This is a genomic window from Rhizobium sp. FKL33, assembly GCF_005222915.1.
In the GTDB taxonomy this organism is placed as follows: Bacteria; Pseudomonadota; Alphaproteobacteria; order Rhizobiales; family Rhizobiaceae; genus Rhizobium_E.
The window spans coordinates 1-26,924 of record NZ_STFX01000024.1; the positions used below are offsets into that span (position 1 = coordinate 1).

General features: G+C 63.1%; 33 protein-coding genes. 18 read left to right on the forward strand and 15 right to left on the reverse strand.

Features of this window, described 5'->3' with window-relative positions:
* Window positions 1-38: 38 nt before the first annotated feature.
* Both E8Q41_RS15180 and E8Q41_RS15185 read right to left on the reverse strand, forming a co-directional pair.
* Window positions 39-206 carry a hypothetical protein gene (locus E8Q41_RS15180; protein ID WP_246660205.1) on the reverse strand — a complete coding sequence of 56 codons (168 nt, stop codon included), beginning with the start codon at window positions 204-206 and terminating at the stop codon, window positions 39-41.
* 39 nt (window positions 207-245) lie between these two features.
* Window positions 246-680, reverse strand: coding sequence for a hypothetical protein (locus E8Q41_RS15185; RefSeq protein ID WP_170976500.1), 435 nt, complete (start codon window positions 678-680; stop codon window positions 246-248).
* Window positions 681-1,055: 375 nt separating this feature from the next.
* On the opposite strand from E8Q41_RS15185, the gene E8Q41_RS15190 reads away from it, so the two are divergent.
* A complete protein-coding gene (locus E8Q41_RS15190) occupies window positions 1,056-1,409 on the forward strand; it encodes a hypothetical protein (RefSeq protein WP_137156400.1) in 354 nt (117 codons plus the stop codon).
* 3 nt (window positions 1,410-1,412) lie between these two features.
* A complete protein-coding gene (locus E8Q41_RS15195; protein ID WP_137156401.1) occupies window positions 1,413-2,033 on the forward strand; it encodes a PIN domain-containing protein in 621 nt (206 codons plus the stop codon).
* A gap of 11 nt (window positions 2,034-2,044) precedes the next feature.
* On the opposite strand, the gene E8Q41_RS15200 is transcribed toward E8Q41_RS15195, so the two are convergent.
* On the reverse strand, window positions 2,045-3,046 hold the full coding sequence (locus tag E8Q41_RS15200; protein WP_137156402.1) for an asparaginase: 1,002 nt from the start codon (window positions 3,044-3,046) through the stop codon (window positions 2,045-2,047).
* An 86-nt stretch (window positions 3,047-3,132) separates the two neighbouring features.
* Here E8Q41_RS15200 and E8Q41_RS15205 point away from each other — a divergent pair, with 86 nt between their 5' ends.
* The 3 genes from E8Q41_RS15205 to E8Q41_RS15215 all read left to right on the forward strand — a co-directional run bounded on the left by E8Q41_RS15205 (window position 3,133) and on the right by E8Q41_RS15215 (window position 4,654).
* On the forward strand, window positions 3,133-3,867 hold the full coding sequence (locus tag E8Q41_RS15205; RefSeq protein ID WP_137156403.1) for a DUF3750 domain-containing protein: 735 nt from the start codon (window positions 3,133-3,135) through the stop codon (window positions 3,865-3,867).
* 105 nt (window positions 3,868-3,972) lie between these two features.
* Window positions 3,973-4,203, forward strand: coding sequence for a DUF4160 domain-containing protein (locus E8Q41_RS15210; RefSeq protein WP_205910393.1), 231 nt, complete (start codon window positions 3,973-3,975; stop codon window positions 4,201-4,203).
* A complete protein-coding gene (locus E8Q41_RS15215; protein ID WP_137156404.1) occupies window positions 4,193-4,654 on the forward strand; it encodes a DUF2442 domain-containing protein in 462 nt (153 codons plus the stop codon). The genes E8Q41_RS15210 and E8Q41_RS15215 overlap by 11 nt, the downstream gene beginning before the upstream one ends.
* A 15-nt stretch (window positions 4,655-4,669) precedes the next feature.
* Here E8Q41_RS15215 and E8Q41_RS15220 read toward each other — a convergent pair whose 3' ends face one another.
* The 3 genes from E8Q41_RS15220 to E8Q41_RS15230 form a co-directional block, all read right to left on the reverse strand.
* Window positions 4,670-5,749 (reverse strand): adenylate/guanylate cyclase domain-containing protein, encoded by a 1,080-nt coding sequence (locus tag E8Q41_RS15220; RefSeq protein WP_170976501.1) that lies wholly within the window; start codon window positions 5,747-5,749, stop codon window positions 4,670-4,672.
* Window positions 5,750-5,914: 165 nt separating this feature from the next.
* Complete coding sequence (locus E8Q41_RS15225; protein WP_246660206.1) at window positions 5,915-6,682, reverse strand: SDR family oxidoreductase; 768 nt, start codon at window positions 6,680-6,682, stop codon at window positions 5,915-5,917.
* 335 nt (window positions 6,683-7,017) lie between these two features.
* Complete coding sequence (locus E8Q41_RS15230; protein ID WP_137156407.1) at window positions 7,018-7,248, reverse strand: hypothetical protein; 231 nt, start codon at window positions 7,246-7,248, stop codon at window positions 7,018-7,020.
* Window positions 7,249-7,429: 181 nt separating this feature from the next.
* On the opposite strand from E8Q41_RS15230, the gene E8Q41_RS15235 reads away from it, so the two are divergent.
* Window positions 7,430-7,648, forward strand: coding sequence for a hypothetical protein (locus E8Q41_RS15235; RefSeq protein WP_137156408.1), 219 nt, complete (start codon window positions 7,430-7,432; stop codon window positions 7,646-7,648).
* Here E8Q41_RS15235 and E8Q41_RS15240 read toward each other — a convergent pair.
* The 6 genes from E8Q41_RS15240 to E8Q41_RS15265 form a co-directional block, all read right to left on the reverse strand.
* The gene (locus E8Q41_RS15240; protein WP_137156409.1) at window positions 7,639-8,838 is read right to left on the reverse strand and encodes a cytochrome-c peroxidase; all 1,200 of its coding nucleotides are present in this window, start codon (window positions 8,836-8,838) and stop codon (window positions 7,639-7,641) included. The genes E8Q41_RS15235 and E8Q41_RS15240 overlap by 10 nt on opposite strands.
* Window positions 8,839-8,962: 124 nt before the next feature.
* On the reverse strand, window positions 8,963-9,907 hold the full coding sequence (locus tag E8Q41_RS15245; protein ID WP_137156410.1) for a dipeptide ABC transporter ATP-binding protein: 945 nt from the start codon (window positions 9,905-9,907) through the stop codon (window positions 8,963-8,965).
* Window positions 9,904-10,905, reverse strand: coding sequence for an ABC transporter ATP-binding protein (locus E8Q41_RS15250; protein ID WP_137156411.1), 1,002 nt, complete (start codon window positions 10,903-10,905; stop codon window positions 9,904-9,906). The genes E8Q41_RS15245 and E8Q41_RS15250 overlap by 4 nt, the downstream gene beginning before the upstream one ends.
* 130 nt (window positions 10,906-11,035) lie before the next feature.
* Window positions 11,036-11,950 carry an ABC transporter permease subunit gene (locus E8Q41_RS15255; protein WP_137156412.1) on the reverse strand — a complete coding sequence of 305 codons (915 nt, stop codon included), beginning with the start codon at window positions 11,948-11,950 and terminating at the stop codon, window positions 11,036-11,038.
* Between the two features lie 3 nt (window positions 11,951-11,953).
* A complete protein-coding gene (locus E8Q41_RS15260) occupies window positions 11,954-12,961 on the reverse strand; it encodes an ABC transporter permease subunit (protein WP_137156413.1) in 1,008 nt (335 codons plus the stop codon).
* A 54-nt stretch (window positions 12,962-13,015) separates the two neighbouring features.
* Window positions 13,016-14,608, reverse strand: a complete 1,593-nt coding sequence (locus tag E8Q41_RS15265; protein WP_137156414.1) for an ABC transporter substrate-binding protein — start codon at window positions 14,606-14,608, stop codon at window positions 13,016-13,018.
* A gap of 290 nt (window positions 14,609-14,898) precedes the next feature.
* Between E8Q41_RS15265 and E8Q41_RS15270 the strand changes: the two genes are divergently transcribed.
* From E8Q41_RS15270 to E8Q41_RS15295, 6 genes are all read left to right on the forward strand, one after another.
* Entirely contained in the window at window positions 14,899-15,297 is a 399-nt protein-coding gene (locus E8Q41_RS15270) for a hypothetical protein (RefSeq protein WP_137156415.1), read from the forward strand.
* A 189-nt stretch (window positions 15,298-15,486) separates the two neighbouring features.
* Window positions 15,487-15,705: a hypothetical protein gene (locus tag E8Q41_RS15275; RefSeq protein ID WP_137156416.1), complete on the forward strand. Its 219-nt coding sequence runs from the start codon at window positions 15,487-15,489 to the stop codon at window positions 15,703-15,705.
* A 53-nt stretch (window positions 15,706-15,758) separates the two neighbouring features.
* The gene (locus tag E8Q41_RS15280) at window positions 15,759-16,457 is read left to right on the forward strand and encodes an SDR family oxidoreductase (RefSeq protein ID WP_137156417.1); all 699 of its coding nucleotides are present in this window, start codon (window positions 15,759-15,761) and stop codon (window positions 16,455-16,457) included.
* The gene (locus E8Q41_RS15285; protein ID WP_137156418.1) at window positions 16,454-17,992 is read left to right on the forward strand and encodes a cryptochrome/photolyase family protein; all 1,539 of its coding nucleotides are present in this window, start codon (window positions 16,454-16,456) and stop codon (window positions 17,990-17,992) included. Before E8Q41_RS15280 ends, E8Q41_RS15285 begins: the two co-directional genes overlap by 4 nt.
* Window positions 17,992-18,129 carry a DUF2256 domain-containing protein gene (locus E8Q41_RS15290; RefSeq protein ID WP_137156419.1) on the forward strand — a complete coding sequence of 46 codons (138 nt, stop codon included), beginning with the start codon at window positions 17,992-17,994 and terminating at the stop codon, window positions 18,127-18,129. Before E8Q41_RS15285 ends, E8Q41_RS15290 begins: the two co-directional genes overlap by 1 nt.
* Window positions 18,130-18,195: 66 nt before the next feature.
* Window positions 18,196-18,456, forward strand: a complete 261-nt coding sequence (locus tag E8Q41_RS15295; protein ID WP_137156420.1) for a CopG family transcriptional regulator — start codon at window positions 18,196-18,198, stop codon at window positions 18,454-18,456.
* 678 nt (window positions 18,457-19,134) lie between these two features.
* Here E8Q41_RS15295 and E8Q41_RS15305 read toward each other — a convergent pair.
* Window positions 19,135-20,049: a LysR family transcriptional regulator gene (locus E8Q41_RS15305; protein WP_137156422.1), complete on the reverse strand. Its 915-nt coding sequence runs from the start codon at window positions 20,047-20,049 to the stop codon at window positions 19,135-19,137.
* Between the two features lie 120 nt (window positions 20,050-20,169).
* On the opposite strand from E8Q41_RS15305, the gene E8Q41_RS15310 reads away from it, so the two are divergent.
* A complete protein-coding gene (locus tag E8Q41_RS15310) occupies window positions 20,170-21,627 on the forward strand; it encodes an FAD-dependent oxidoreductase (protein WP_170976502.1) in 1,458 nt (485 codons plus the stop codon).
* A 60-nt stretch (window positions 21,628-21,687) separates the two neighbouring features.
* On the opposite strand, the gene E8Q41_RS15315 is transcribed toward E8Q41_RS15310, so the two are convergent.
* Window positions 21,688-21,969: a hypothetical protein gene (locus tag E8Q41_RS15315; RefSeq protein WP_137156424.1), complete on the reverse strand. Its 282-nt coding sequence runs from the start codon at window positions 21,967-21,969 to the stop codon at window positions 21,688-21,690.
* A 166-nt stretch (window positions 21,970-22,135) separates the two neighbouring features.
* Window positions 22,136-22,882: a phosphonate metabolism transcriptional regulator PhnF gene (gene phnF / locus E8Q41_RS15320; protein WP_170976503.1), complete on the reverse strand. Its 747-nt coding sequence runs from the start codon at window positions 22,880-22,882 to the stop codon at window positions 22,136-22,138.
* An 89-nt stretch (window positions 22,883-22,971) separates the two neighbouring features.
* Here phnF and phnG point away from each other — a divergent pair, with 89 nt between their 5' ends.
* From phnG to E8Q41_RS15345, 5 genes are all read left to right on the forward strand, one after another.
* Window positions 22,972-23,448, forward strand: a complete 477-nt coding sequence (gene phnG / locus E8Q41_RS15325; RefSeq protein ID WP_170976504.1) for a phosphonate C-P lyase system protein PhnG — start codon at window positions 22,972-22,974, stop codon at window positions 23,446-23,448.
* 81 nt (window positions 23,449-23,529) lie between these two features.
* On the forward strand, window positions 23,530-24,156 hold the full coding sequence (gene phnH / locus E8Q41_RS15330; RefSeq protein ID WP_137156425.1) for a phosphonate C-P lyase system protein PhnH: 627 nt from the start codon (window positions 23,530-23,532) through the stop codon (window positions 24,154-24,156).
* A complete protein-coding gene (locus E8Q41_RS15335; protein WP_137156426.1) occupies window positions 24,156-25,262 on the forward strand; it encodes a carbon-phosphorus lyase complex subunit PhnI in 1,107 nt (368 codons plus the stop codon). Before phnH ends, E8Q41_RS15335 begins: the two co-directional genes overlap by 1 nt.
* Complete coding sequence (gene fosX / locus E8Q41_RS15340) at window positions 25,259-25,678, forward strand: FosX/FosE/FosI family fosfomycin resistance hydrolase (RefSeq protein WP_137156427.1); 420 nt, start codon at window positions 25,259-25,261, stop codon at window positions 25,676-25,678. Before E8Q41_RS15335 ends, fosX begins: the two co-directional genes overlap by 4 nt.
* Window positions 25,675-26,553 carry an alpha-D-ribose 1-methylphosphonate 5-phosphate C-P-lyase PhnJ gene (locus E8Q41_RS15345; protein ID WP_137156428.1) on the forward strand — a complete coding sequence of 293 codons (879 nt, stop codon included), beginning with the start codon at window positions 25,675-25,677 and terminating at the stop codon, window positions 26,551-26,553. Before fosX ends, E8Q41_RS15345 begins: the two co-directional genes overlap by 4 nt.
* Window positions 26,554-26,924 lie beyond the last annotated feature (371 nt).

Here is a 26,924-nt window from a genome sequence, read left to right on the forward strand (position 1 = left end):
GAATCCGGCCAATTTCCTCGCCGCCGTCAAACTCATTGCTACTCGCATCTGGATAAAGGCGTTATGAGTCTACTGCCTAGTTCGGCGGCGGATGCGCCCTGAAAGGTGATGACGTCGCGCAGATTGGCGACTTCGCCATGGAAGATCTCGGCCTCCTCGTCGTAATCGACGGCAGCTTCATAGCCTTTGTATCGCATGATCGTCATGGTGTGATCTTCGCTTCCAGGAACAGGCGGAATTCCACCTTATGCGCCATCCCCTTCCGCCTTCATCAGCGCCGCGCGACCGGCGCGGAGATCTTCGAAGACCTGCCGCACCGGTATGCTCGGGCGCGGATCGTCCAGCGACTGGCGGATCATCTTTCTCCAGGTGTTTTCAACCTCACGGCACTCGCCCGCAGCCGCCAGCATCCGTCGCGCCAACGCATAAGCGCGGGCGTCGCCGCGCTCCATCAGCGCCTCAGCGACGACGCGCGCTTTATCGGAGAGGTTGGTCAGTCTGCTCGGATCGACATTATCGAAGACTCTGAGGGCGTAGGTTTTCGCCGCGACGGCGAGAAGCTCGATGAGGTCGGCGTCGCGTTTTGAAGTTTGCAAGATCGCGGATTCTGAAGGCATCGGAAGTGAAGATGCAGCTACGCCCACGTCGCCGCCGCCCGGCGCGATGCCGCTTTGGCTCAAGATAGAATTTACGCTCTTTGCAGACATGATCGACTGCTCCCTGAGCTTGAAAGATAAGCTCGAATGCCGTGCAGCGCAACATCAGGCCAACCTGTTGCAGACAACGCCCGCATGACCATGCGGGCAACCGTCTTCCCCGTCGAAACGCCGGATTGCACCTGACCTTGCCCACCTCGATCCCGTTCCAGTTTTTCATCACATTGCTCGCCCGCGTTTTCAGTTTAGTGGCGACGTCCTGGTCGTGGTCGAAGAGATCGGCGCGCATGCGGGCGCATATGGCCTCGGCTGCACAACTCTCATGGCAGCGTCCGCCTCCATTGTCCCTCTCCCCCAAATGCGCTATATAGAAACACTCTATTTCTAGAGGAACGCGCGATGTCATCCACGATTTCAGCCAATGTCGACAGCGGGACCGCGACGAAACTGAAGGGGGTGGCGTCGATGGAGAACCGGTCGGTGTCGAACACGGTCGCCAGCGCCATCACCGTATTCGTCGGGCTTCCCAAGGATGTTCGGGATTTCATTCTCGAATTGAATGCTGAGGGCGACCAGGAGACGATCGACAAGCTCGGGCGGGCGATGATGGCGGCAGCGGCGCGGGTTCGGCTGGAGAAGGCGACATCGGACATTGCGGCAGAGCATGGTTTCGGCGGGCCGGAGGCCATCGGCGGAGAAATCGACATATTGGAAGAGGCGACCGCCCTCAGCCGCTCTGCTCGACGGGGATAACGCGTGAACCGCGCCCTTCGCATCGTTCTCGACGTCAATATCCTGGTCGGCAATCTCATTGCTTATGATCGAGGTCACAAAGGGACCGCCATGCAGACGCTGGTCTCCATGGTCAGCGGTCAGACCTGGGGTTTCGCCGACAGGGCGCAACTGGTGATCTCTTTCGAGATGATTGAAACGCTGGAGACGGTTCTCCGCCGCATGCAGGTGACGGAAGCGCGCATCAAGGCCTATTCGAACGCTCTTGTCGACGTGATGCGATACGGCCCGGATGGGCTCGATCCCTATTTGATCTTGGGAGGAGAAGAGCGGTTTGCCATGTCGGACGTCGAGGACGCCGGCGTTCTGGCCACGGCTGTCGGCGCGAAGGCCGATCTTCTCGTCACCGACAATCTACGTGATTTCGTGACGAAGGACGCCGCCGTCATCGACACGCAGATCGTGCAAACGGCCTCAGGATCAAGGCCTCTTCAGGCGCTCCGCTATCAGATCGGTGCAGCAGACGTCATCATCGGCCATCCCTTCGACGTGATGCGCTGGCTTCGCCTGGGTTATGACTTCACGCCCGGCATATTGTGGAGCGCGATCAGCGGACCTTTGATCGAGCCGGATCCCGCTCAATAGATCGTTTTGCTTCAAAACGCCGGATTATACCTGACCTTGCCCACCTCGATGCCGTTCCAGTTCTTCATCACATAGCTCGCCCGCGCTTTCAGTTTGGCGGCCACGTCCTGGTCGTGGTCGAAGAGTTTGGCGAGCACGCCGGCGATCATGGCCTCGGCTGCGCGGGTGGCGCCGTCTTCGCATTTCAGCGCCACGGCGAGGCCTTTCTCCGGAACGACGGCGCAGAAGACGCCTTCGGCGCCGGTTTTCGCGAAGATGCGGCCGGGCGCGAGCGCCATCAGGTCGGTGCAGGCGCGCTTGGTGCCGGCGACATAGAAGGGTTCCGCCATGCAGGCGTCGATGATGCGGCGGGCGGATCTTGCGCGGATGGGCTCAAGATCCTCGCCGGTCAGCATTTTGGCGAAGCCATGGGCGAGGCTCTTCAGCGGCACGGCGTAAGTGGGAATCGAGCAGCCGTCGACGCCGCAATTGTCATGCGCGAGCGCCGCCCCGGTCAGGCCTTCCATCACGCCGCGGATTTCGCCCTGCAGCGGATGCTCATAGGTCACGTAATCTCTGACCTCCATGCCGGTGTGGCAGGCGGCGCAGATGAAGCCGGCATGTTTGCCGGAGCAATTGTTGTGCAGCTGATTGGGCCGCTCCATGGCGCGGGCCTGAGCGATGGCGACCGGCTGGTCGAAGGCCCAGTGCGAGCCGCATTCGAGATCGGCTTCCGAGCGGCCGGCGGCGGCGAGCATGGAGGCTGCGAGCGCCGCATGTTCCGGTTCGCCGGAATGAGAAGACGCCGACAGCGCCAGCTCCTTGTTTCCGAAGCCGTAAGCGTCGGCGGCGCCGCTTTCCACCAAAGGCAGCGCCTGCATGGCCTTGCAGGCCGAGCGCGGAAACACCGGCCGATCGATTTCACCCAGCGAGAACACCACCTTGCCCTCGCCATCGACGACGGCGACCATGCCGCGATGCCGGCTTTCGACGAGATTGCCGCGCGTGACTTCCACCAGCACCGGATTGGTCATGATTCCACCCTCAGAAAGCCGAAATTCGTCTGGAAAACTAAACTCGCGTGAGGGCATGGCAAAATTTGAAGGGGAAATCAACGCACGTGAGACGTCTCAGGCATCTGTCGATCGCCATTGCCGCGCTTTATCTGCTGCCGAGCCTGGCGTCAGCCGGCTATTGGGCGGCGCAGGACCGGCCCGCCAACTGGCGTGCGGCCGATTGGAGCGCGAGCGGCGTTCTCCCCTCGCCCGCCAAGGACGCGCGAGCGCGCGTGGCGGTGCTCGCCGCCCGCACCGGCGGGCTCAAAGGCGCTTTCGCCGTGCATAGCTGGATCGTGATCAAGCGCGAGGGCGCGGACGCCTATGATCGCTACGACGTCGTCGGCTGGGGCAATCCGGTCCGCAAGAACGGCTACCCCGCCGATGGCCGCTGGTATTCGAATGCGCCCGACATCGTCTGGCAGGCCGAAGGCGATCGCGCCGAAACGCTGATCCCGAAGATCGAAGCGGCGATCGCCGCCTATCCGCATGCGGAAGCGGGAAGCTATCGGCTGTGGCCGGGGCCGAACTCCAACACTTTCGTGGCGGGGATCCTGCGCTCTGTGCCCGAGATCGACGCGGTGCTGCCGCCGAATGCCGTGGGCCGGGATTATCTGCCCGGCGGCGGCTTCCTCGCCTATGACCCCGCCGGCGACCTGCATCTGACGCTCTATGGGCTCGCGGGACTATCGGTTGGCGTCAAAAGCGGGCTGGAAGTCCATCTCCTCGGGCTGGTAGCCGGGATCGACGTGACGAGGCCGGGCGTGAAAATTCCGGCGCTGGGGCGAATTGGGGTTTGACGAGCTACCTGAAATTGCGCTTGATCAGCAATTATACCAGACACAAAATAATGCACATCGTGCACTAATTCTTGTCGGACGCGTCAAGTTCTGATAGGGTGCTCCATGCCGACGCTGATAAAACTTGGAGCGATTGCCATCCGCATGTTTGCGGATGATCACCATCCGCCCCATTTCCATATCGTGTCTCCGGATGGGCAGGCTCTGGTCGATCTCAAGACATTGTCCGTTCTGCGCGGCGACATCAGTCGGGGTGATCTCGAAACAGTTCTGCGCTGGGCCCGAGGAAACCGTGAGGCGTTGGAGAGAGAATGGAAGCGGCTTAATGAGCGATGACAGGGTCCGGAGAGGCGCGCCGTTGCCGCGCATCATCAAGGCGCATCCCATCGAAGGGCGTGAGGTTGAAATCACCTTCGACGGAGGCCGGTCCAAGCGCGTCGACCTCCGGCCAGTCCTGGAGAGCCGGAAGTCCTTCATTCCGCTCCGCAACGACGACGACGCCTTTCGACGTTTCAACGTTTCCGACTATGGCGATGCCCTGGAATGGCCCGATGGCGTCGAGCTCAGCGCGCTTTGGCTCGAGCGCCTGCCGGACATCGACTTCAGCAACGCCGATTTCCGCAACGCCATGCAGCGGCTCGGGCTAAGCCTCGACGGCATGGCGGCTGCCCTCGGTCTGTCTCGCCGTCAGATCGCCCATTATCGCGACGACAAGCCTATTCCGCGCCATGTCGCACTCGCGACACGCTATCTTGTCGACCGAGCCGGAGCCGACGCAGCGGAATGAACCGATTGCGAGCGGTCACGCCGCCGCAGCGTCGCCGATCTGGACGCGCCCTGTCGCGGCGCGGGCGCGGCTGGTGAGCGTCTTCAGCACCACGGCGCGCTCCAGGCCCTTGATCTCGTATTCGCCGCAATGGGCGGCTTCGGCGTGATCGGGCAAGGCCGCGAGCGCCAGGGCGTCCTCGGTGACGAAGATGCCCGGGCCGAGCGGCTTGATCTCGCCTTCGAGCTTGCCGACCATGTTGATCGTGTCGCCGAAATAGGAAATCTTGTGATGGTCGACGCCGATTTCGGCGCGGACCACGGCGCCGGCATGGATGAGAATGCGGACTTCCGGCGCCTGGCCGAAACGCCTGATCGTGTCGGGCGTGTGCTTGTCGAGCTTGCGGATCACATCGAAGGCGCATTGCAGGCAGCGTGCGCCGTTGAGCGGGTCGCGCAGCGGCCAGGACACCAGCGCGGCGTCGCCGATATAATCGTCGATCGCGCCGCCCCAATCCTGCACGGGCTCCGACATGATCTTGAAGATGCGGCCGATATAGCTCGCCGCCGCAGTCGGGCCGTTGCGCTGGGCGTAACTCGTCGACCCGGTGACGTCGAGATAGAGGAAGATGCGGTTTTCCTCCACCGGGCGGCGATAGCGGCCGAGCACGATGTCGGTGAAGATGCTGCGCCCCAGAAGTTCGCGCACGCGGAGCGCGGCCGACAGCAGAAGCGCCACCGCCATGCTGTAGAGCCAGGCCGTCCATGGCGGCGCATGCTGGCGGATGGTGATGCGCGGATCGGCGCCCTCGATCCACCAATGCAGGAGCGAGGCGAAACGCGAGCCGATGATGAACAAAGCGGTGAAAATCAGCACCTTGGCGAGAACATAGGCCGGCGTCGACAGGGACGCCGTCCATTGCCGGAGGCGATTGAGGAACATGCCGCGTTCAAAAAGTATGGTGGGCATGATGCTGAAGGGCGCATAAAGGGCGCCGAGCATGGCGGAATTGAACGCCACATAACTATAGAGCATGCCGGCGGCTGCGGTGCTCACCAGTCCGATCAGCCAGATCAGGGCTTCCCTGCGAAGTCGCTTCGGCGGCGTAATATCCATGTTCCCATGCGCCGGCCCCCACAGGCGGCGCTCTCCTTTCCATCGCGTCCCGCTCTCTACGCAGGAGCAGGCGTCCTCGGTGCATGAACGCCTCATGAAGCTTGTACGGAAAACAGAAACCGCGTCAACTCGGCGACTTGATCAGAACCGCTCGGCCCGATCGCTTTACGGCATCAATTGACCGCCATTGACGTCGATCGTCTGGCCCGTGACATAGCCCGACAACGCGGCCGAGGCGAGGAAGAGATAGGCGCCGACGCAATCCTCCGGCGCGCCCGGGCGGCCCAGCGGGATCGCGGCGGCGACTTTTTCCGCCTGTCCCGGCAGCGCGTATTTCTCCTGGAACGGCGTTTCGATGAAGCCGGGCGCCACCGCGTTGACGCGGACGCCGTATTTGCCGAATTCCAGCGCCAATCCCTTGGTGACGGCGCCGACAAAGGCTTTGGAGGAGCCGTAGACGCCGGACCCCGCGGTGCCGCCGGTGCGCGCCGCCACCGACGTGGTGTTGACGATGAAGCCGCCCTGCTTCTTGAGATGGGCGATGGCCGCACGGGAAGCGACGACCACGGAGCGGGCGTTGAGATCCATCACCGCATCGTAATAGTCGTCGGTCATGTCTTCATAGAGCGTGCGGGCGACCATGGCGCCGGCATTGTTGATCAAACCATCCAGACGGCCGAAGGCGTTTGCGGCCTCGTCCACGACGCGGGCGATTTCCGCTGATTTCGAGGCGTCCCCGCGCGCCAGCGCCGCCTCGCCGCCTGCCGCCCTGATATCGGCGGCCACGCGTTCGGCGGCCTCGGCGCTCGAATTGTAATGCACGATGACCTTTGCGCCCTGCGCGCCGAAAGCGCGGGCGAGCGCAGCGCCGATGCCGGTCGACGCGCCGGTGATCAAGACCGCCTTGCCGGCGAGATCGGGTATTGCGAGCATCACGTCCTCCCTGAGCGGCATGTGCCGCAGAACTGAAATGCATAGGTAGGCGAGGCGCCGGGGACTGTCCAGACTGGATGAGGAGCGTTCCTCACCGGGTAATACCAGGTGTCGATGATAGGGACCTATAGGACCGGCTCGATCGGATGTTCTGGCTAGGAGAGGTCCGCAGCGCAATGCTCACGCATCGGGCAAGGACATCGACAACGCCAGAACGCCCGAGAAGCCGGCCGAAGGTGACCTCAGGCTGGTCTCCGGCGTCGTTGCGCCGCTTGCCCGATGCGTAAGCATCGCGCTGCGCGACGCGCCTAGCCGGCGACCAGCCTGAGGTCATCCTATAGGTCCCTATCATCGACACTTGGTATAAGCATGCGCGCAAGAGCGCCCGCCACCCAAGCCAGCCCCGAGACGAGAAAAGCGATGGCGATGATCGGCCAGATCGCAGCGAGCCCCGCCATGTAGATGAGCCTGTCGTCGTGCGATTTCGGGTCGTCGTAGAGGGTCATCAGCAGCGCGAGCGCGAAAGCCGCCACCATGACCCATGTGAATAGCAAATACAGAATCATCACCCGCCCCGCGCTGCAATCGGAAAACGCGGGATCTTCCCGCAAGTTCCGCCAAGGGGAACCCCACAAATGGGGGATGGCGAGGCTGAGGGGAACCTCTGCCGCCGCCAGGCGTTGGTCGCCATGGCCCCGCGCGGGATGTTCAAGCGACGGCTCGCGCGAGCCATGAAAGGAGAACCCGATGACCCTGTTTCTTGCAAGCCTCTATCTGGCCGGACTGATGATGATGCTGGTCGGGCTGGTCGCCTCTCCGGCGTCGGAACGGAATGAGGCGAAGCGCCTGCCCACCGTGCTCGCTTATCTGTTCTGGCCGCTGTCGCTGGCGGCTGTCGTCGCCGCCGTCGCCTATGCGCACTGGCTCGACGGCGCCGAAGCGCCGTCGGAACATGTCTACGGCTGAGCCGGCTTTGCGGGCTGCGCTTCGGATGTCTTGAGCAGCGGCTCGTAGCGCTTGTCGGTCAGTGTTTTCAGGAAGGCGACGAGCGCGTCGATGCGCTTGTCGTCGAGGCCGGGGCCGGTCTCCAGTTCCTTCGTCGCGAGATTGTCGGCGATTTCGGGAGCTGCCCAGCGCTGACCGGTCTCGGGATTGATCTGCCGGCTCTTCTTCTTGGAATTGTACTTGTTGTAGAACAGGATGACCGTGCGGAGATCCTTGAAGACGCCGTTGTGCATATAGGGGCCGGTGACCGCGATGTTGCGCAGCGTCGGAACCTTGAACTTGCCCTTCTCGGCCGGATCGCCGGCGACTTCAGGATTGGCGGCGAGGCCGATATCGACATAACCAGGCTTCACGCCATTTTTGGCGCGGGCCGTCTCATTGGCGGGCACGCCGATGTTGAAATATTTATGGCTCGAAAAGGTCGAGCTTTCATAGCGGCCATCGGCGCCCTTGATGTCGTGGCAGAGGCTGCAATTGGCGAATTGGGTGGAGAAGAACAGCGTGCGGCCGAGCTCTTCCTGCTCGGTGAACTTCTCTTCGCCGCGCAGATACCGGTCATAACGGGAATCGAAGGGCGACACCTCCTTGGTGCGCTCGAAGGCGGCGATGGCGCTGGTGACCGAGGCGAAGGCCTTGTCGTCGGTCGACAGCGCGTCCTTGCCGTACAAGCGCTGGAACGCGTCGACATAGCCTGAATTTTCCTGGATGCGCGCGGCGACCGTCTTCTTGTCGGGCATGCCCATTTCGATCGGGTTGAGCGGCGGCCCGCCGGCCTGATCCTCGAGCTTGCCGGCGCGGCCATCCCAGAATTGGCCGCCCTGCCAAACGCCGGTCGCCTTGTCCTTGTGGAAGGCGGGGCTGAAGGCGGCATAGGCCACCGAAGGCGCATTGCGATCGCCGAAGGACTTGCTGTCGTCGCCGCGGGAAACGGCGGCGCCGCCCGGCTCGTTGTGATCTGTGAAGCCCATATCGGGCATATGACAGGTCGAACAGGCCTGCGTCCGATTGAACGACAGGTTCTTGTCGTGAAACAGCGCCGCGCCCAGGCTTTCCGGCGTCGGATAAGCATTGGCGCCGGCCATGCGCAACGCGACGCCGCCGACGGGCAGCGACAGCAGGAGAGCGACGGAAAGGATTTTGAGTTTACGCATGATGATCGAGCCGCAATGAGAAAGCGCCCGTCGTTACCGCCGACGGACGTCCCTGTCCCTGACATCGGTCAAAAAACAGAGAAGATGAGCGTCTTTCTCACATTTTTGCGGCGGCGCGAAGACCTCAGAGCGGATGATAGCAGAAAAACCGGTGCGACGCCTCGCCACTTTCGGCCGGGAAGGCTTGGCGGCATTCATCGGTGGCGCGCGGGCAGCGGGGATTGAACGGACAGCCCGGCGGCGGATTGAGGGGCGACGGCAATTCGCCGGTCAGCTGGATGCGGGTCTTCTTGCGGGTGGGATCGGCGATCGGCGTGGCCGACAGCAGCGCCGCCGTATAGGGATGGCGCGGATGAGCGAAGACATCCTCGACCTTGCCCATCTCCACCGGCTTGCCGAGATACATGACCATGACGTCGTCGGCGATGTGACGCACAACCGACAGGCCGTGCGAGATAAAGAGATAGGCGAGCCCCATCTCCTTCTGCAGGTCCATCAGCAGATTGAGCACCTGCGCCTGGATCGACAGATCGAGCGCCGAGACCGGCTCGTCGAGCACCAGCACCTTGGGCCTGAGCATCAGCGCCCGGGCGATGGCGATGCGCTGGCGCTGGCCGCCCGAGAACATATGCGGATAGCGGTCGTAATGCTCAGGGCGGAGACCAACGCGGGTCATCATGTCCACGGCCTTGGCCTTGCGGGTCGCCGCGTCGTCCGACGTGTTGATCTTGAGCGGCTCCTCGAGGATCGTTCCGATCTTCTGGCGCGGATTGAGCGAGGCGTAGGGGTTCTGGAAGACGATCTGCACCATGGCGCGCAATTCGCGATCGGCGGCGTTGGCCGGGCGGCCGGCGATGGTGAGTTCGCCTTCGGTCGGCGTCTCGATCATGGTCACGAGACGGGCGAGCGTGGACTTTCCGCAGCCGGATTCGCCGACGACGGCGAGCGTCTTGCCTTCCTCGAGCGAGAAGCTCAGGCCGTTCAGCGCCTTGACGGTGGCCGGCTTTCTGAATGCGCCGCCGCCGACTTCATAATAGCGCTTGAGATGGGTACCCTGGATGATGGTCATGCGAAGGCCTCCTCCTTGCTCGGATGGCCCTGGGGCATGCCGTGGATGAGCGGATAGTTGCACAGCGCCGAGCCGAGATCCGGCCCCTGGCGCTTTGCGGTCTGGCGACAGAGGTCAGTGGCAAACTTGCAGCGCGGCGAGAACAGACAGCCCGTGGGCCGATCATGCGCGCCGGGCACGACGCCCGCGATCGACGGCAGGCGGCCGCCGGCGACGGCGCGTTCCGGCAGCGCCGACAAAAGCGCCGCCGTATAGGGGTGATGCGGATCGGCGAAGAGATCGATCACCGGCTGCTCCTCGACCTTCTGGCCGGCATATTGCACCTGGACGCGATGGGCGGTTTCGGCGACCACGCCCATGTCATGGGTGATCAGCACCAGCGCCATGCCCTCTTCCTCCTGCAGGCGCACGAGAAGATCGAGGATCTGCGCCTGGATGGTGACGTCGAGCGCGGTGGTCGGCTCGTCGGCGATCAGCAGTTTCGGATTGCAGGCCAGCGCCATGGCGATCATCACGCGCTGGCTCATGCCGCCCGACATCTGATGCGGGAAATTGCCGAGCCGGCTTTCGGGCGCGGGAATGCCGACCTTCTTCAGGAGCTCGATCGAGCGGGCGCGGCGTTCGGACTTGGACAGGCCGAGATGCGTCTTCAGCGCCTCGTCGAGCTGGAAGCCGACGGTGAAGCAGGGGTTGAGCGAGGTCATCGGCTCCTGGAAGATCATGGCGATGTCCTTGCCGATGATCTTGCGGCGGTCCGCAGGCGTGAGCGAGCGCAGGTCCTTGCCGTCGAACAGCATGGCGTCGGCGGTGATCTTCGCCGTCCAGGGCAGAAGCCCCATCACCGCGAGCATGGCCACCGACTTGCCCGATCCGGACTCGCCGACCACCGCGAGGATCTCGCCGCGATCACAGGCGAGCGACACGCCGTCGACGGCGCGAAACAGGCCCGACGTCGTCTCAAACTCGACAGTGAGATTTCGTATGTCTAGCAAAGGCATTGTTTTCGCCTCTTTCTCAGAGAATAGTTCGGCCGAGCCGTGACGATGCGCGTTCCGCGCCGTCTCCGCCGGCGTCGCGCTCTGGGCGAGCCGGCGACGACAGCGTCGACGGCTCTCGCCCTTCAGACCGTCACGATCTCTTCAGCTTGGGATCCAGCGCATCGCGCAGGCCGTCGCCCATAAGGTTGATCGCCAGCACGGTGATCAGGATCGCCAGGCCCGGAAAGGTGACGACCCATGGGGCGCGCAGGATGAATTCACGGGCGGACGCCAGCATCGTGCCCCATTCCGGCGTCGGCGGCTGGGCGCCCAGGCCGAGAAAGCCAAGCGCCGCCGCCTCCAGAATGGCGTTGGAGAAGGACAGCGTGCCCTGCACGATCAGCGGCGCCAGACAGTTTGGCAGAATGGTGAGGAACATCAGCCGGAGCTTGCCGGCGCCCGCAACCCGCGAGGCGGTGACATAGTCGCGCGACTTTTCCACCATCACGGCCGCCCGCACCAGACGGGCGAAATGCGGCACCAGAACCAGTGCGATCGCCAGCATGGCGTTGAACAGGCTGGGACCGAGAATGGTCACCAGAACCAGCGCTAGAAGCAGCGAGGGAAAAGCCAGGATGATATCCATCACCCGCGAAGTCGCCACATCGACCCAGCCCCGGAAGAAGCCGGCGAGAAGGCCGAGCGCAATGCCGGCCACCAGCGAGATCGAGACGACGACGGCGCCGATCAGCAGCGAGAACTGCGCGCCATACATCAGGCGGGACAGCATGTCGCGGCCGACAGGATCGGTGCCCAGGATGAAACGCCAACTGCCGCCCTCATGCCAGACAGGCGGCGCGAGGAAAGCGTCTCGATATTGCATGTCGGGGGCGTGCGGCGCGAGCACGGGCGCAAGCACCGCCGAGGCGACCATCATCAGGAAGACGACGAGGCCGATGACGGCGCCGCGGTTCTTGGAAAAATAGAACCAGAATTCGGCAAGACGCGGATAGCGAGGCGTCTTGACGCTGGTTGCTGCGATGGGATCAAGTTCGGTCGACGCCATGGATCAGCCTCCCCGCATGCGTGGATTGACGAAGGCGTAGAGCAGATCGACGACGAGATTGACGACCATCACGATCAGCGCGATCAGCAGGAGACCACTCTGAACCACGACATAATCGCGCTTGAAGATGGAATCGACCATCCATTTGCCGATGCCGGGCCAGGAGAAGATCGTCTCGGTGAGGATGGCGCCGGCCAGCATGACGCCGACCTGCAGGCCGATGGTGGTGATAACAGGGATCAGCGCATTGCGCAGCGCATGCACGCCGATGACGCGCAGCGGCTCGAGTCCCTTGGCGCGGGCGGTGCGGATATAGTCTTCGCCCAGTACTTCGAGCATGGCCGAGCGCGTCTGGCGGGCGATCACCGCAAGCGGAATCGTGCCCAGAACCACAGCCGGCAGGATCAGATGCTGCAGCGCCGACACGAACGCCTTGTATTGGCCGAGGATCAGCGTGTCGATCAGCATGAAGCCGGTGATCGGGCGGAAGAAGAATTGCAAGCCGATGCGGCCCGAGACGGGCGTCCAGCCGAGATAGCCGGAGAAGAAGATGATCAGCAGCAGGCCCCACCAGAAGATCGGCATGGAATAGCCCACCAGAGCCGTGCCGGTGATCAGCTGATCGATCCAGGAGCCGCGACGCGATGCGGCGATAACGCCGGCGGGAATACCGAGCAGAACGGCGAGCACGATGGCGACGAAGGACAGCTCAAGCGTCGCCGGAAACAGCACCGAGAATTCCTGGATGACCGGCTTCTTCGTGGCGATCGAAACGCCGAAATCGCCCGAGAGCACGCCGCCGACATAATGGAGATATTGCTGCCAGATGGGCAGGTTGTAGCCAAACTGCTCCCTGAGGATCGCATAACGCTCAGGCGTGACGCCATGTTCGCCGGCCATGGCCAGAATGGGATCGCCCGGAAGCAGGCGCACGAAGGCGAAGGCGCAAATGGTTATGCCGACCAAAGTCGGCACGAACAGGAGCAGCTTGTGGAGGATGAAACGCAACATGGCAAAAACCGAAAACGGGCAGCGGCGTTTTGCGCCGCCGCCCGGGATCCCTGATTACTCCGCCTTGTCCACACCGTCGAAACGGTGGATACCGAGCGGGTCCATCGCGAAGCCGGTCACGCCCTTGCGCGCAACGGCATAGACCTGGGAATGGGCCAGCGTGAAGGCCGGAGCCTCGCGCTTGAACACAACCTGCGCCTCTTCATAGAGCTTCGTGCGCTCTGCCTGGTCGGAGGTGACCTTGGCCTTCTGGATCAGATCCTCGAATTCCTTGTTGCACCAGCTAGAGTAATTGGACACGCCAATCGCCGAGCAGGAGAACAGGGTGGCGAAGAAGTTGTCCGGATCGCCGTTGTCGCCGGTCCAGCCGATCTGGAAGGCGCCAGCGCGGTCCTTCTTCTTGCCTTCCTCGCGATACTTCGTCCATTCGAGCGTCTTGATGGTCGCCTTGACGCCGACAGCGGCCCAATCCTGCTGGATCAGTTCTGCGGCGCGCGAGAAGCTCGGATTGTAGGGACGGAAGCGGTCGGACGCCCAGAGGTCGATTTCCTTGACGCCATTGGCTTCCAGCACCTTCTTTGCGGCTTCCGGATCATACGGATCGTCCTTGACGTCCTTGTTATAGGACCACATCGTCGGCGGGATCAGGTTGGTTGCGGGCGTTGCGCCGGCATCGCCGAACAGCGACTTGATCAGGGCTTCCTTGTTGATCGCCATGTTGAGGGCCTTGCGGACCTCGACCTTGTCGAACGGAGCCTGGGTGGTGTTGTAGGACATGTAGCCGATGTTCAGGCCTGCCTGTTCCAGAAGCTCGAGATCGCCATTCGCCTTGATCGTGGCGAGGTCGGCCGGGTTCGGATAGGGCATGATATCGCATTCGCCGGCGGCGACCTTCTGCAGGCGCGCAGAGGCGTCCGGCGTGATCGCGAAGATCAGGTCGTCGATCTTTTCCTTGCCCTTGAAGTAGTCGGGAAAGGCGGCGTAGCGGATGACGGAGTCCAGCTGATAATCGACGAACTGGAACGGACCGGTGCCGATCGGCTCGCTGGCGAGCTTCTCAGGCGTGCCGGCTTCCATCAGCTTGTCGGCGTATTCCTTGGAGAGGATCGAGGCGAAGTCCATGCCCAGGTTGGCGAGCATCGGCGCATTCGGCTCGGTGAGCGTGATCTTGACGGTCAGGTCGTCAACCTTCTCTATCGACTTCAGATATTTCGGCATGTCCATGCCCTGGAAATAATCCCAGGTGATGTTGGGCATGTAGGCGTGCCACTTGTCGCCTTCCTTCCACTGACGCTCGAACGAGAAGATCACGTCGTCGGCGTTCAGCTCGCGGGTCGGGGTGAAATAGGAAGTGGTCTGGAACTTAACGCCCTTGCGCAGCTTGAAGGTGTAGACGAGGCCATCCGGAGAGATGGTCCAGCTTTCGGCGAGACCCGGTTCGATCTCGGTGGAGCCATGCTTGAACTCGACGAGGCGGCTGTAAATGGTGCGCGAAGAGGCGTCGAAATCATTGCCGCCGGTTGTGATGCCCGGATCGAAATTGGCCGGAGACGCTTCGGAGCAGTAGACGAGCGTCTTGGCCTGAGCCGCGAGAGCAAAAGTGGATACGAGAGCGGTCGCTGCAAGCAGCGTGGCGAGCTTCTTCATCTTGGTTTTCCCCTATGGTTTATCCACACCGACATCAACCGGCGTGGTTGCGGCAAAAATGAGCGTATCCTTTTCTAAAATGCAAGCGGTGGCCGGAAATAAATTTTCCAAAAGGTCAAAAAGCATACAAATTCGGCGCTGCTCGTGAAATTTCCAGAGACAAAGTCAAAAATCCCGTTCCGTTTTGCACAGGCTCGCGCTAGAGCGAAACCGCAGCAAAACAGCGCGCGCCGCGGGCTCCTCCCGATGCTTTTCCGCCCGCGCCGCCCAGTTCAAGGACATCGACCTCAATGACCCTCCGCCTCGCGTTTGCCGCCGTCGTCACGGCGCTTCTCGCATCCTGCACCACGACCGGCGTCGTCTCCTCCGATCCGCTTTCCCAACGGTGGGTCGGCAAGGAAGCCGGCAAATTCTTCGCCGCTTACGGCCCGCCCGCAGGCGACGAGGACAGCGGCTCGTCCTCGACCTATGTGTGGAAGGGCGGCTACAAGACCGTGCGCGTCGCGGCTCAGGGCCAGGGCAAAGGCAAGAAGAAGACCACCACCCGCTACCTGTCCTGCACGGTGAAGCTGACGGTCAACGACAGCTACAGGATCACCTCGATCAAGACGATCTCCGACCGCGCCGGTCTCGACGGCGAGCCGAGCTGGTGCGCGCAGTTCCTCGACGCCGCGCCCAAGAAGGCCTGATCGACATCGCGTCAATTTCCCTGCGAGCGCCCGCCCACCGGCGGGCGTTCCTGTTTTGGAACGAAATCGCCGCCCGCTGATTCTCCCTTCCGGAAACATCCGGGGCGCGCAGTGTCGCCATATTTCCCGGCTATTTTGCGCAAATCACAGCCAGGCCGCCTGCGGCGGCGCCGATATGGAGGGGCGGACATGCGGTATAGACTCGACGCGCAGGACATCGGCATGTTCGGACCCGAGGATCTCGACCGGCTGGCCACCGCTTATGCCAGCCTGTGCGGTGAACACGCGATCTCGGACAATGAAGAGGCCTGCCGCCGGCTGGCCCGCGCCTTGATCCAGCTTTACCGCCATGGCGTGCGCGAGCCGCAGCAGCTCGTCAGCGCGCTGCGCATGAGCCCGGCCGCCTGAGAGGCCGATCCCCTTTCCTTCTTCCTGCGTAGGAAGGAGAAAAGGAGACTGGCATGGCGCGATTTCTCATCATCGCCGCATCGAGCGGCATCGGACAGGCGACGGCGCGGCTGCTCAAGACAGCGGGGCATGAGGTTGTGACGACCGCCCGCGATGCGGCCAAGATCACCCCCGACATCACGCTGGACGCAACGGATTTCGACGCCGTCGACCGCGCCTTCCAGCAGGCGGGCGACATACAGGGCGTCGTCAATTTCTCGGGTTCGCTGCTTCTGAAGCCCGCGCATCTGACCACCCGCGAACAGTATGACGCGGTGATCTCCGCCTCGCTGACCACCGCTTTCGCCACCGTGCGGGCCGCCGGCAAGCATATGAAACAGGGCGGATCCGTGGTGCTGGTGTCCTCGGCGGCGGCCATGGAGGGGCTCGCCAATCACGAAGCGATCGCCGCCGCCAAGGCCGGCGTGATCGGGCTGACGCTCGCCGCCGCCGCAAGCTATGCCGGGCAGAAATTGCGGGTCAACGCGGTGGCCCCCGGCCTCACGGAAACGCCGCTGACGGCGGCCGTGACCGGCAACGAGCTGTCGCGCAAGGTGTCGGAAGCCATGCATGCGCTGGGTCGGATCGGGACACCCGACGACGTGGCGCGGGCAGCAGCCTTCCTGCTCGACCCCGCCAACGACTGGATCACCGGCCAGACGCTCGCCGTCGACGGCGGCCTTTCCCGCGTCCGGCCGAAGATGAAGGCATGAGCGCGCTGCGCCTGATCCTGGGCGACCAGCTCAGCCGTTCGATTTCCAGCCTCGTCGGCGCCGACAAGAGCGACGATGTGGTGCTGATGGCCGAGGTGATGGAGGAAGCCAGCTATGTGAAGCATCACAAGAAGAAGATCGCATTCCTCTTTTCCGCGATGCGCCATTTCGCCGAAAGCCTGAAAGCCGAGGGTTTTACGGTCCGCTATGTCAAGCTCGACGCCGCCGGCAACACGGGCAGCCTCGGCGGAGAGGTGGCGCGGGCGCTGGAGGAGACCGGGGCCGATCGGATCGTCGTCACCGAGCCCGGCGAATTGCGGCTGGGCCGCGAGATGCGGGGATGGAAGGATCGCTTCAACACCGCTCTCGAGATCCGCAGCGACGACCGCTTTCTCTGCGGGCATCGCGAATTCCGCGACTGGGCCGAGGGGCGCAAGCAATTGCGCATGGAATTCTTCTACCGCGACATCAGGCGCAAGACCGGCCTGTTGATGGAGGATGACGGGGAGCCGGCGGGCGGCCAGTGGAATTACGACAAGGACAACCGCAAACCGCCGAAGGAGGGTCTTCGCTTTCCCAAACGCATCGCGCATCAGACATCTCCGATCACCCGTGAGGTGCTGGATCTCGTGTCGGAGCGTTTTGCCGATCACTTCGGCGATCTCGAACCGTTTCACTACGCGGTCACGCACAATGAGGCGATGATCGAGCTCGATCATTTCATCGAGACCTGCCTGCCGCGCTTCGGCGACTATCAGGACGCGATGGTGGCGGGCGAGCCCTATCTCTATCACTCGCTGATCTCCTCCTATCTGAACGCCGGCCTCCTGACGCCGATGGAGATCTGCGAGAAGGCCGAAGCCGCCTATCGCAGGGGGCATGCGCCCTTGAATGCTGTGGAAGGCTTCATCCGCCAGATCATCGGCTGGCGGGAATATGTGCGCGGCATCTACTGGCTTCACATGCCCGATTATGCGACGCGCAACCATCTGGAGGCCCGCGAGCCGCTGCCGTGGTTCTACTGGTCGGGCAAGACGCGCATGCGCTGCATGGCCGAGGCGATCGGGCATACCCGCAAACACGCTTATTCGCACCATATCCAGCGGCTGATGATCACCGGCAATTTCGCCTTGCTGGCCGGACTTTTGCCGAGCGAGGTCTGCGACTGGTATCTCGCCGTCTATTCCGACGCCTATGAATGGGTGGAATTGCCCAACACGCTGGGCATGGCGCTTTATGGCGATGGCGGGCTTATGGCGAGCAAGCCCTATGCGGCCAGCGGCGCCTATATCAACCGGATGAGCGACTATTGCAGCGGCTGCGCTTACGATCCCAAGGAAGCGCTGGGCGACAAGGCCTGTCCCTTCAATGCCCTGTACTGGGATTTCCTCGCCCGCAACCAGGATCGTCTGAAAAACAATCCCCGCATGGCCATGCCCTACAAGAACTGGGAGCGCTTTGCCGACGACAAGCGCAAGGCGTTGCGCGGCAAGGCCAGGGAAACGCTGGACGCGATGCGCGAGGGGCGGCTCTGATGGCGAAGATGAAAAAGAAACAGGACCTGCCCACCAAGACCTGCCCTCGATGCCAGAAGCCTTTCACCTGGCGCAAGAAGTGGGAAAAGGTCTGGGACGAGGTCAAATATTGCTCGGAGCGCTGCCGGCGGGGGTAACGGGGTCGAGACTTGCTCCGATTGGTCTGACGCGTTACGCTGAATGCAACACTTGGAGGATGCCCGATGGCGGAGACGTCAACAGCTGACATGATCAGCGTAAACATTCCCGAGGATATGGCGGCATCGCTCGAGCGGATCGCTGCGGGCATGAATGTCGGGCGAGACGTGTTGGTCACAACCCTGCTCAAATCTTATCTCGAAACCGAAGGGCAAGAGGTACTTGATATTCTGGACGCCCAGCAGGATGTCGAGGACGGTAACACTGTTGATTTCGACGAGGTTCTCGAGAAAATGGACGCCATCGTCAAAGGGGCGGCGGCGTGAAAGTCGTCATGTCTCCGCGAGCGCAGTCCTATGTGCTCGCCGAGACGATATATTTGCGAGCCCGCAGCCTTCGCGCGGCTGAAGCCTTCACCGCAAGACTGAGACAATTGCGCCGTGACCTCCTCTCTTTTCCCGAGATGGGTGGCCTCACGGTTGCAACGGCCCCGTCCAACGTCCGGCGTTTTGTCCTGGGGGATTATCTTGTCGATTACCAAGTCGAAGCAGACCGGATCGTCATCCTCGTCATTCGCCACGGACGACAGAAACCACCGGAATTAGAGCGTGTCTCAGCTTATCCGCCTCATTCTGTTGGTCCAAACCGGGATGATCCGCAAGGAGAAGGGCGCAGGTCGTAGCTGATGCTACGGCCAAGCTCTTCAACGACGCGGGCGCCCGGTTTCGACCAACCCTTCGGGCCGGATGAATTTCGGCCACTATCTTCGGCTTTTGGCTCTGCCGTACATCTGGGTACGCCCTCGCCAAAAGCCTTGATCCTGACCGAAATTGATCCGGCAGAATGAGGCGGATAAGCTGAGACACGCTCTAGATATTCAGAAACCTGATGGTTGATGCGTCATCGGCATACCGAGCGCAATCACTCGGTCTCCTCCCCTCCGTCTCTTTTTGCTCGTTCTACGTTGAGAAGGCGTCGGGGAAGCGCCTGACACTGCCCTCTCTTCAACGCCGCGCCCCCTCCCCCAAAGCCGGCGCGACGCCCCGCATCAGGTCCCGGGCCATGGCGAGAACGGTGCGGCCGGTCCTGGTCATGGAAAAGGAATCGCGACGCCAGACGCCGGCGCTGAAGCTTGCGAGCGGCTCGACGCCATCCATGAAAGCGAGGCCGATCGACGGTATGAAATCGTGGATATGGGTAGGCAACGGCAAAAGCCCGTCTGTGCGCGAGGCGATCAGCAAGGCGTTCAGCCAGGAAGACGTTTTGACGATCTTGCCGCGCACGCGGCCACGGATATCGCCGCCGCCCCACGCCGCCTGATCGAGCGCATTGTGATAATCGATCCAGTCGCAGGCAAAACAATCCTCTATGTCGCAGGACGGCGGAGCCGCCAGGGGATGCTTTGTCCGGCCGGCCACGCGCACCTCGACCCGGACCAGCGGTTCACCCGACACACGGGGATGGCCGGGATCGATATCGGTGTTGCACAGGGCGATATCGATATCGCCATCCGCCAGAAGGCGCACGAGTTGCGCTTCCAGATCGACATGGATGGATACGGCGAGATCCATATCCGAGGCGGAAAGCTGCTTCACCAGTTCCGGAACGCAACCGACGCTCCAGGACGGGCTGGCTCCGATCCGGAGCGATCGTCGGCGGTTAAGAGCAACCCCGCGCGCATCCAGTTCGAGATGGCGCATTTCCACGTCGACGCGCCTGGCGTGGTTGAAAATGCTCCGCCCCTCCTCAGTCAGTTCGACGCCGCGCGGGCCGCGCTCGACGAGTTCGAAGCCGAGGTGATCCTCAAGACGCCGGAGGCTCTTGGTCAGGGCCGGCTGGGTTAAGCCCAGTCTTGTTGCCGCCTTCGTGACGCTGCCTTCCTCGATGAGGGCAATGAAGTGCTGAAGCTCGCGATACATCCGACTTTTCTCCGCGCGATATTCCTACGAGGAATGCCAAGTAAACCAGATGAATTTGTAGTTATGTTATCCGCTCATTACAACGATGCCCGACACCAATCGACGATCGGGAGGAACGACGTGGAGAACAGGGCTGACGTGGATGTGGCGATCATAGCCGCCGGAGCAGCGGGGCTGGCAGCGGCAATTGCCGCCGCGCAACTGGGGCTGACGGTCGCCGTTTTCGAAAAGAACGCGGTAACGGGCGGTACGGCCAATCGCGGCATGGGGCCATTGGGCATCGAAAGCCGGCACACGCGCGCCCGGCTTTTCCGGCCCACCAAAGATGAGGCGTTCGAAGCCTTCATGAACTACACGCATTGGCGCGTCGACGCCAATCTGGTCAGGGCCTTCCTCAACAAATCCGGCGACACGATCCATTGGCTGGAAAGTCTGGGCGTCACCTTCGCCGAACCCGCGACCTATTTCTCCGGCTCCTATCCCACCTGGCATCTGGTGCAGCCCGAGAACGGGCCTCCGGGGCCCGGGGGCGCCGCCACGATGATGAAAATCCTGACGCAGCGCGCATTGGAGTTGGGCGTCAAGATCCACCTGAACGCACCGGTTTCGCGCCTGATCACCGACAACGGCGCCGTCACAGGTGTTTTGACGGCAAGGGACGGCGGAACGACGGAAACCATTCGCGCCCGATCGGTGGTCATCGCCACCGGCGGCTTCGGCAATAGCGCAGAGATGATCCGCGACCATGCCGGCTTCGAACTCGACAAGGACATCTTTCCCTTCAAGATCCCCGGGGTCACGGGCGATGGAATCCGCATGGCCTGGGAGGCCGGCGCGCTGAAGACCGACATGGGCATGGAGCTGGTCTATGGCATGCCGGACCCGCTCACTGTGCCGCCCGCCCTTCACGAGGCCTGCCGGCAACCGCATGTGATGGTCAATCTGCTCGGCAAACGCTTCATGGACGAATCCGTGATGCCCAACGTCACCTTCACCGCCAACGCCATCGCCCAGCAGAAGGACAAAACGGCCTTTCTGCTGTTCGACAGCGGCATTCTGGAAGACATGAAGCGGGATTTCGATACGCGCAATCGTGTTTTCCCGAAGGAGCGCTTCGACGACGCCGAGGCGACGATCGAGACTTACCTCGCCAGCGGCAAGGGCAATTTCTATCGCGCCCCTACCCTCGCGGCGCTCTCGGCGCAAACCGGCATCGACGGCGAGACGCTGAGCAATGTCATTGAGACCTATAACGGCTATTGCGCCCAAGGTTATGACGCGCAGTTCAACAAGCCGCAGCGCTATCTCCGCCCACTGACCGGCGGCGTCTGGTATGCGGCGCGGCATTTCCCGAGCGCCTATGGCAGCGCCGGAGGCATCAAGATCAACGAGCATGCGGAAGTGCTCGGTCAGGACTGGCGTCCGATCCCCGGCCTCTATGCCGCAGGCACCGACGCCTGCTCCATCTATGGCGACAGCTATCCGTTCATTTTTCCCGGCACTTCGATGGGGTTTGCGCTCAACACCGGGCGCATCGCGGCGGAAACGATTTACGCCGCACTCAAAACATACGGCTGAAAAACGGCGCGTCGCGTGCACAGCGCGGCGCGCCTTCAAAGTCGGATCCTGCCGGAGGGCTTACTTCTTGCCCTTCTTCGCCGGCTTGTCGTCCTCCTCCTCATGCTCGTCATTCGCCTGGACCGGATCCAGCCGGTGCTTGATGGCGAGCGCGTAGATGGCTTCGAGGATGGCGGCGTCCTTGAGGTCGGGGTCGGAGAGAGCGAGCAGCGAGGCGCGGACGATTTTCTTGCTGGAGGCCTTGGAGCACTGGTCGACGACATAGGCGTATAGCGCCTGATCCTTGAGCCCGTCGCGCGCGCCCTCGAGCAGGGCCTCGTAGATTTTCTTGCGTCCGCTCATGCGTCCAATTTCCTTGCTTTACAGATTTTACACCACCCAAGGATTTGAGGTCGCTGGCGTTTTCCGCCGCGTTCACAGAGCCTCGGGTTCACGCAAGGGGAAGCGGAGCCTGATGTCACAATCAAGCGTCATATTATGACAATAAAAAAGCGCGGTTTGTGACAGGTCAGACGGGCATGTCGAGTTTCAAAGTGACGCGATCCGCCGCAAAACAGGTCACGGCGTATTGGATCGGCGCGCCGTCCGGCAAAGCGTTGACGGCGCGGGCCTCCATGACCACGGCGCCGGGCTTCAAGTCCAGCATCAGACGCTCGCGTTCATCGGCGAGGCGGGCGGTGAGATCGGTGGTCAGGCGGATATAGTCGGTGACCCCGAGCATGGCGTAGGCGCGGGTGATGGAGCCGGTTTCGCGCACCGCCGCCGCCATGCCGGAGAAACGCGCCGCGTCGAAATAATTGATCGAGGTGGAGACGGGCACGCCATCGGCGCGCGACACCAGCGTGAGCTTCAAAAGCTCTGCGCCCGGCTCCAGCGTGAGCGCCGCGGCGATGGCAGGATCGGCGGCTATCCGCTCCTCGGCGACCAGACGGATGTCGCGGTCGCGCGACTGGCCAGCCAAGCCTTCGGAAAAGCGCGTGCGGCGGGTGATCGGGAAGGTGAAACGGGTCTGGCGGCGGATCAGCGTGCCACGGCCCTGGACGCTTTCGAGAAGCCCCTCCTCGACCAGCGCGGCGATAGCGGCGCGCACCGTATGCCGGTTGACGCCGAAGCGGGCGGCGAGCGCGATCTCGCCCGGCATCATGCCCTCGAATTCGCCATCGGCGATGGATTGCCTGATGGCGTCGGCGATCTGCCGCCAGAGAGCGACGCCCGAGCGGCGCTCGACCGCGCCCGATGATTTTTCCCCGCTCACCCGTTCCCCCGTCACAAGCTTGTCATGCTGCAAGGATACACAGCGCTCATCGGACTTGTCTAGTTAAATAGACAAATGGAGAGCGATCCATGACACAATCCCCAGCCTCACCGGCCCATGAAGCCCAGACGGCGTCGCCGCGCAAGCGGCGAATGGAGGCGCTTGCCCGCGCCCGCCGCGACGAGCTCGAACAGTTTCTGGCGACGCATGCCGGCGATGTCACGGTCTCGCCGGTGCGCGGCCCTGAAACCGGGCTGGTGATGGTGCGCGGCAAGATCGGCGGCGGCGGCTCGCCGTTCAATCTCGGCGAAGTCAGCGTCAGCAGGGCGAGCGTCCGGCTGTCGACCGGCGAGATCGGCCATGGGCAACTGCTCGGCGGCGACAAGGCGCATGCGCGGCTGGCGGCTATTCTCGATGCGCTCGGACAGCGCGACGAGTTTTCCGCTGCGGTGGATGGGCTGGTCGCCACGATCGAGGCGCGAATTGCTGAAGAGGATGCGGCGCTTGCGGCCGAGACGGCGGCGACGAGAGTGGATTTCTTCACGTTGGTGCGCGGGGAGGATTGAGATGGGCCCGCGTTTCGATTTGCAGGTTGCGGGCTGGGGTGGCCGCACGCTCCCCGCATCACATTTTCAGGGAGCATGCGCATGACCGCCACAGACACCTATACCGGCGCCTTCACCGACCCCGTGCTCGACGCGCAATCGGCGTTTCGCGTGGTGATGGATTGCATGGCGCGGCCCGGAACGATCGGCTGGATCGAGGGCGAGGCCCGGGGGCCGAAGCCACTGGGGCGGGCCCAGAGCGCGATTGCGCTGACGCTTACGGATCAAGACACGCCCGTCTATCTCTCGCCCGCTCTCGTGAAAGCTGGCGCCGCAGCCTGGCTGGGCTTCCAGACCGGCGCCCCCGTGACCGACATCAAGAGCGAGGCGCGGTTTGCGCTGATCGAGGCCGGCGCGCCCTTCCCGGCGCTCGCCTCCTTCGCCCGCGGGAGCCAGGATTATCCCGACCGCTCGACCACGGTGATCGTGGAGCTGGAAAAGCTCGAAGGCGGCGAGGAGCTGACGCTGGTCGGCCCCGGCATCCGCGACCGCATCGCCATTTCGCCCAAGGGCTTGCCGGGACTGTTTCCGGCGCTCTGGGCCGAGAACCACGCGCTTTATCCGCGCGGCGTCGACCTGATTCTGACGGCGGGGCGCGCCTGCCTGTGCCTGCCGCGCTCCGCGCGCATCGTCGCCGCCACGCCCTTTACGAATGGGGAGAAAGCCTGATGTATGTCGCCGTCAAGGGCGGGGAAGCCGCCATCGCCAATGCCCATCGCCTGCTTGCCGACCGCCGCCGCGGCGACCGCGGCCTGCCGGGCGTGACGCTCGACCAGATCATCGCCCAGCTCGGCCTCGCCGTCGACCGGGTGATGGCCGAGGCCTCGCTGTATGACCGGACGCTCGCCGCGCTCGCCATCCGCCAATCGCGCGGCGACATGATCGAGGCGATCTTCCTGTTGCGCGCCTATCGCACCACGCTGCCGCGCTTCGCCTCCTCCGTTCCGGTCGACACCGGCGCGATGAAGATCGAACGGCGGGTGTCGGCGACTTACAAGGATCTGCCGGGCGGCCAGCTGCTCGGACCAACCTTCGACTACACTCACCGTCTGCTCGATCCCTCGCTCGCTGAGGACGGCGCGGTCGAGGCGCCGGCGCGGCGGGAAGCGTCGCCCGAACGGGTGATGCGCGTTTCCGACATTCTCGACGGCGAAGGGTTGATCGAGGGCGACGGCGATCTCGGCCCCGACCACGTTGCGGGCGACATCACCCGCGAGCCGCTGGAATTTCCGATGGCGCGCGATATCCGCCTGCAGGCGCTGGCGCGCGGCGACGAGGGCTTTCTGCTGGCGCTCGCTTATTCCACCCAGCGCGGCTACGCCCGCACCCATCCCTTCGTCGGCGAGATCCGCATCGGCTTGGTGGAGGTCGAGATCGACATGCCGGAACTGGGTTTTGCCGTCTCGCTCGGCCGCATCCGCGTCACCGAATGCCAGATGGTCAACCAGTTCAAGGGTTCGGCCAAGCAGCCGCCGCAATTCACCCGCGGCTACGGCCTCGTCTTCGGCCAGTCCGAGCGCAAGGCCATGGCCATGTCGTTGGTCGACCGGGCGCTTAGGGCCCAGGAATTCGGCGAGGACGTGGTCGCCCCCGCCCAGGATGAGGAATTCGTGATTTCCCATTCCGACAATGTCCAGGCGACCGGCTTCGTCGAGCATCTGAAACTGCCGCATTACGTGGATTTCCAGGCCGAACTCGGCCTCGTGCGCCAGATGCGCGCCGAATACGAGGCCCGCTCTGAGGACCAGACCGAGATGATGGAGGCCGCGCAATGATCGAGGGCCTGTCCCACATCACGCTGATCGTGCGCGATCCCGACGACATGGCGGAGATCCTCAAGACGGTGTTCGACGCCGAGGAAATCTACGACAGCGGGGCGCAGCAATTCTCGCTGTCGCGGGAAAAGTTCTTCCTCATCGGCGGCGTCTGGGTGGCGGTGATGCAGGGCGAGGCGCTCGGCGAGCGCAGCTACAATCACATCGCCTTCAATATCCCCGACGCAGAGTTCGACGCCTATGTCGAGCGCATCGCCTCGCTCGGTCTCGATATGCGCCCGCCGCGGCCGCGCATTCCGGGCGAAGGCCGGTCGATCTATTTCCACGACCGGGACAATCACCTGTTCGAACTCCATACCGGCACGCTCCAAGAGCGGCTCGCGCAGTACGCCCAGCACGGAAAGGCCGCGCCATGACGCCCGATATCGCCACGTATAATTTCGCCTATCTCGACGAGCAGACCAAGCGGATGATCCGCCGGGCGATCCTCAAGGCCATCGCCATTCCCGGCTATCAGGTTCCCTTCGCATCCCGCGAAATGCCGATGCCTTACGGCTGGGGCACCGGCGGCGTGCAGGTGACGGCGGCGATCATCGGGCCGGAGGACCGGCTCAAGGTCATCGACCAGGGCGCCGACGACACGACCAACGCCGTTTCCATCCGCGCCTTCTTCGAGAAGGTGGCGCGCGTGGCGGTGACCACCAGGACGCGCGAGGCGACGATCATCCAGACGCGGCATCGCATTCCCGAGGAGACGCTGCAAGCCGGCCAAATCCTCGTCTATCAGGTGCCGATCCCGGAACCCCTGCGCTTTCTCGAACCGCGCGAGACCGAGACGCGGATGATGCATGCGCTGGAAGAATACGGCCTCATGCATGTGAAGCTCTATGAGGACATCGCCAGGAACGGCCATATCGCCACGACCTACGCCTATCCGGTGAAAGTGGCAGGCCGCTATGTGATGGACCCCTCGCCCATTCCGAAATTCGACAATCCGAAAATCGACAATTCCGAAGCGTTGCAGTTGTTCGGCGCCGGGCGTGAGAAACGCATCTATGCGGTGCCGCCCTATACGCAGGCGACCAGCCTCGATTTCGAGGATCATCCCTTCGAGATCCAGCGGTTTGAAAGGCCCTGCGCGCTGTGCGGCTGCACCACGTCCTATCTCGACGAGGTGATCCTGGATGATCGCGGCGGCCGGATGTTCGTCTGCTCCGACACCGATTTCTGCGAGGAGCGCCGTGCAGCGGGTCATGTGGGGGATCAGAGTGAGTTGGAGGCGGCGGAATGAACTGGATGTCTTGCGGCAAGCGTGGTGCGCAGCCCCTCATCCCCCTGCCGGGACCTTCTCCCCGCATTGCGGGGAGAAGGAGGATGGAGCGCCGACGGGACCATATGGCCCTTCTCCCCGTTTTACGGGGAGAAGGTGGCGGCAGCCGGATGAGGGGCGACACGCAGGCGTTGCGGATGAAAAACACCCCCCTCTGCCCTGCCGGGCATCTCCCCCTCAAGGGGGGAGATTGGATGGGGTTTAGGCTTTCCGCCGCATTGAATGGCGTCGTTGCCGCGATGTCGCGCATCGAGAGAGGGCGGGGCCTTGCCGCCCGCCAATCTCCCCCCTTGAGGGGGAGATGTCCGGCAGGACAGAGGGGGGCAGCGGCA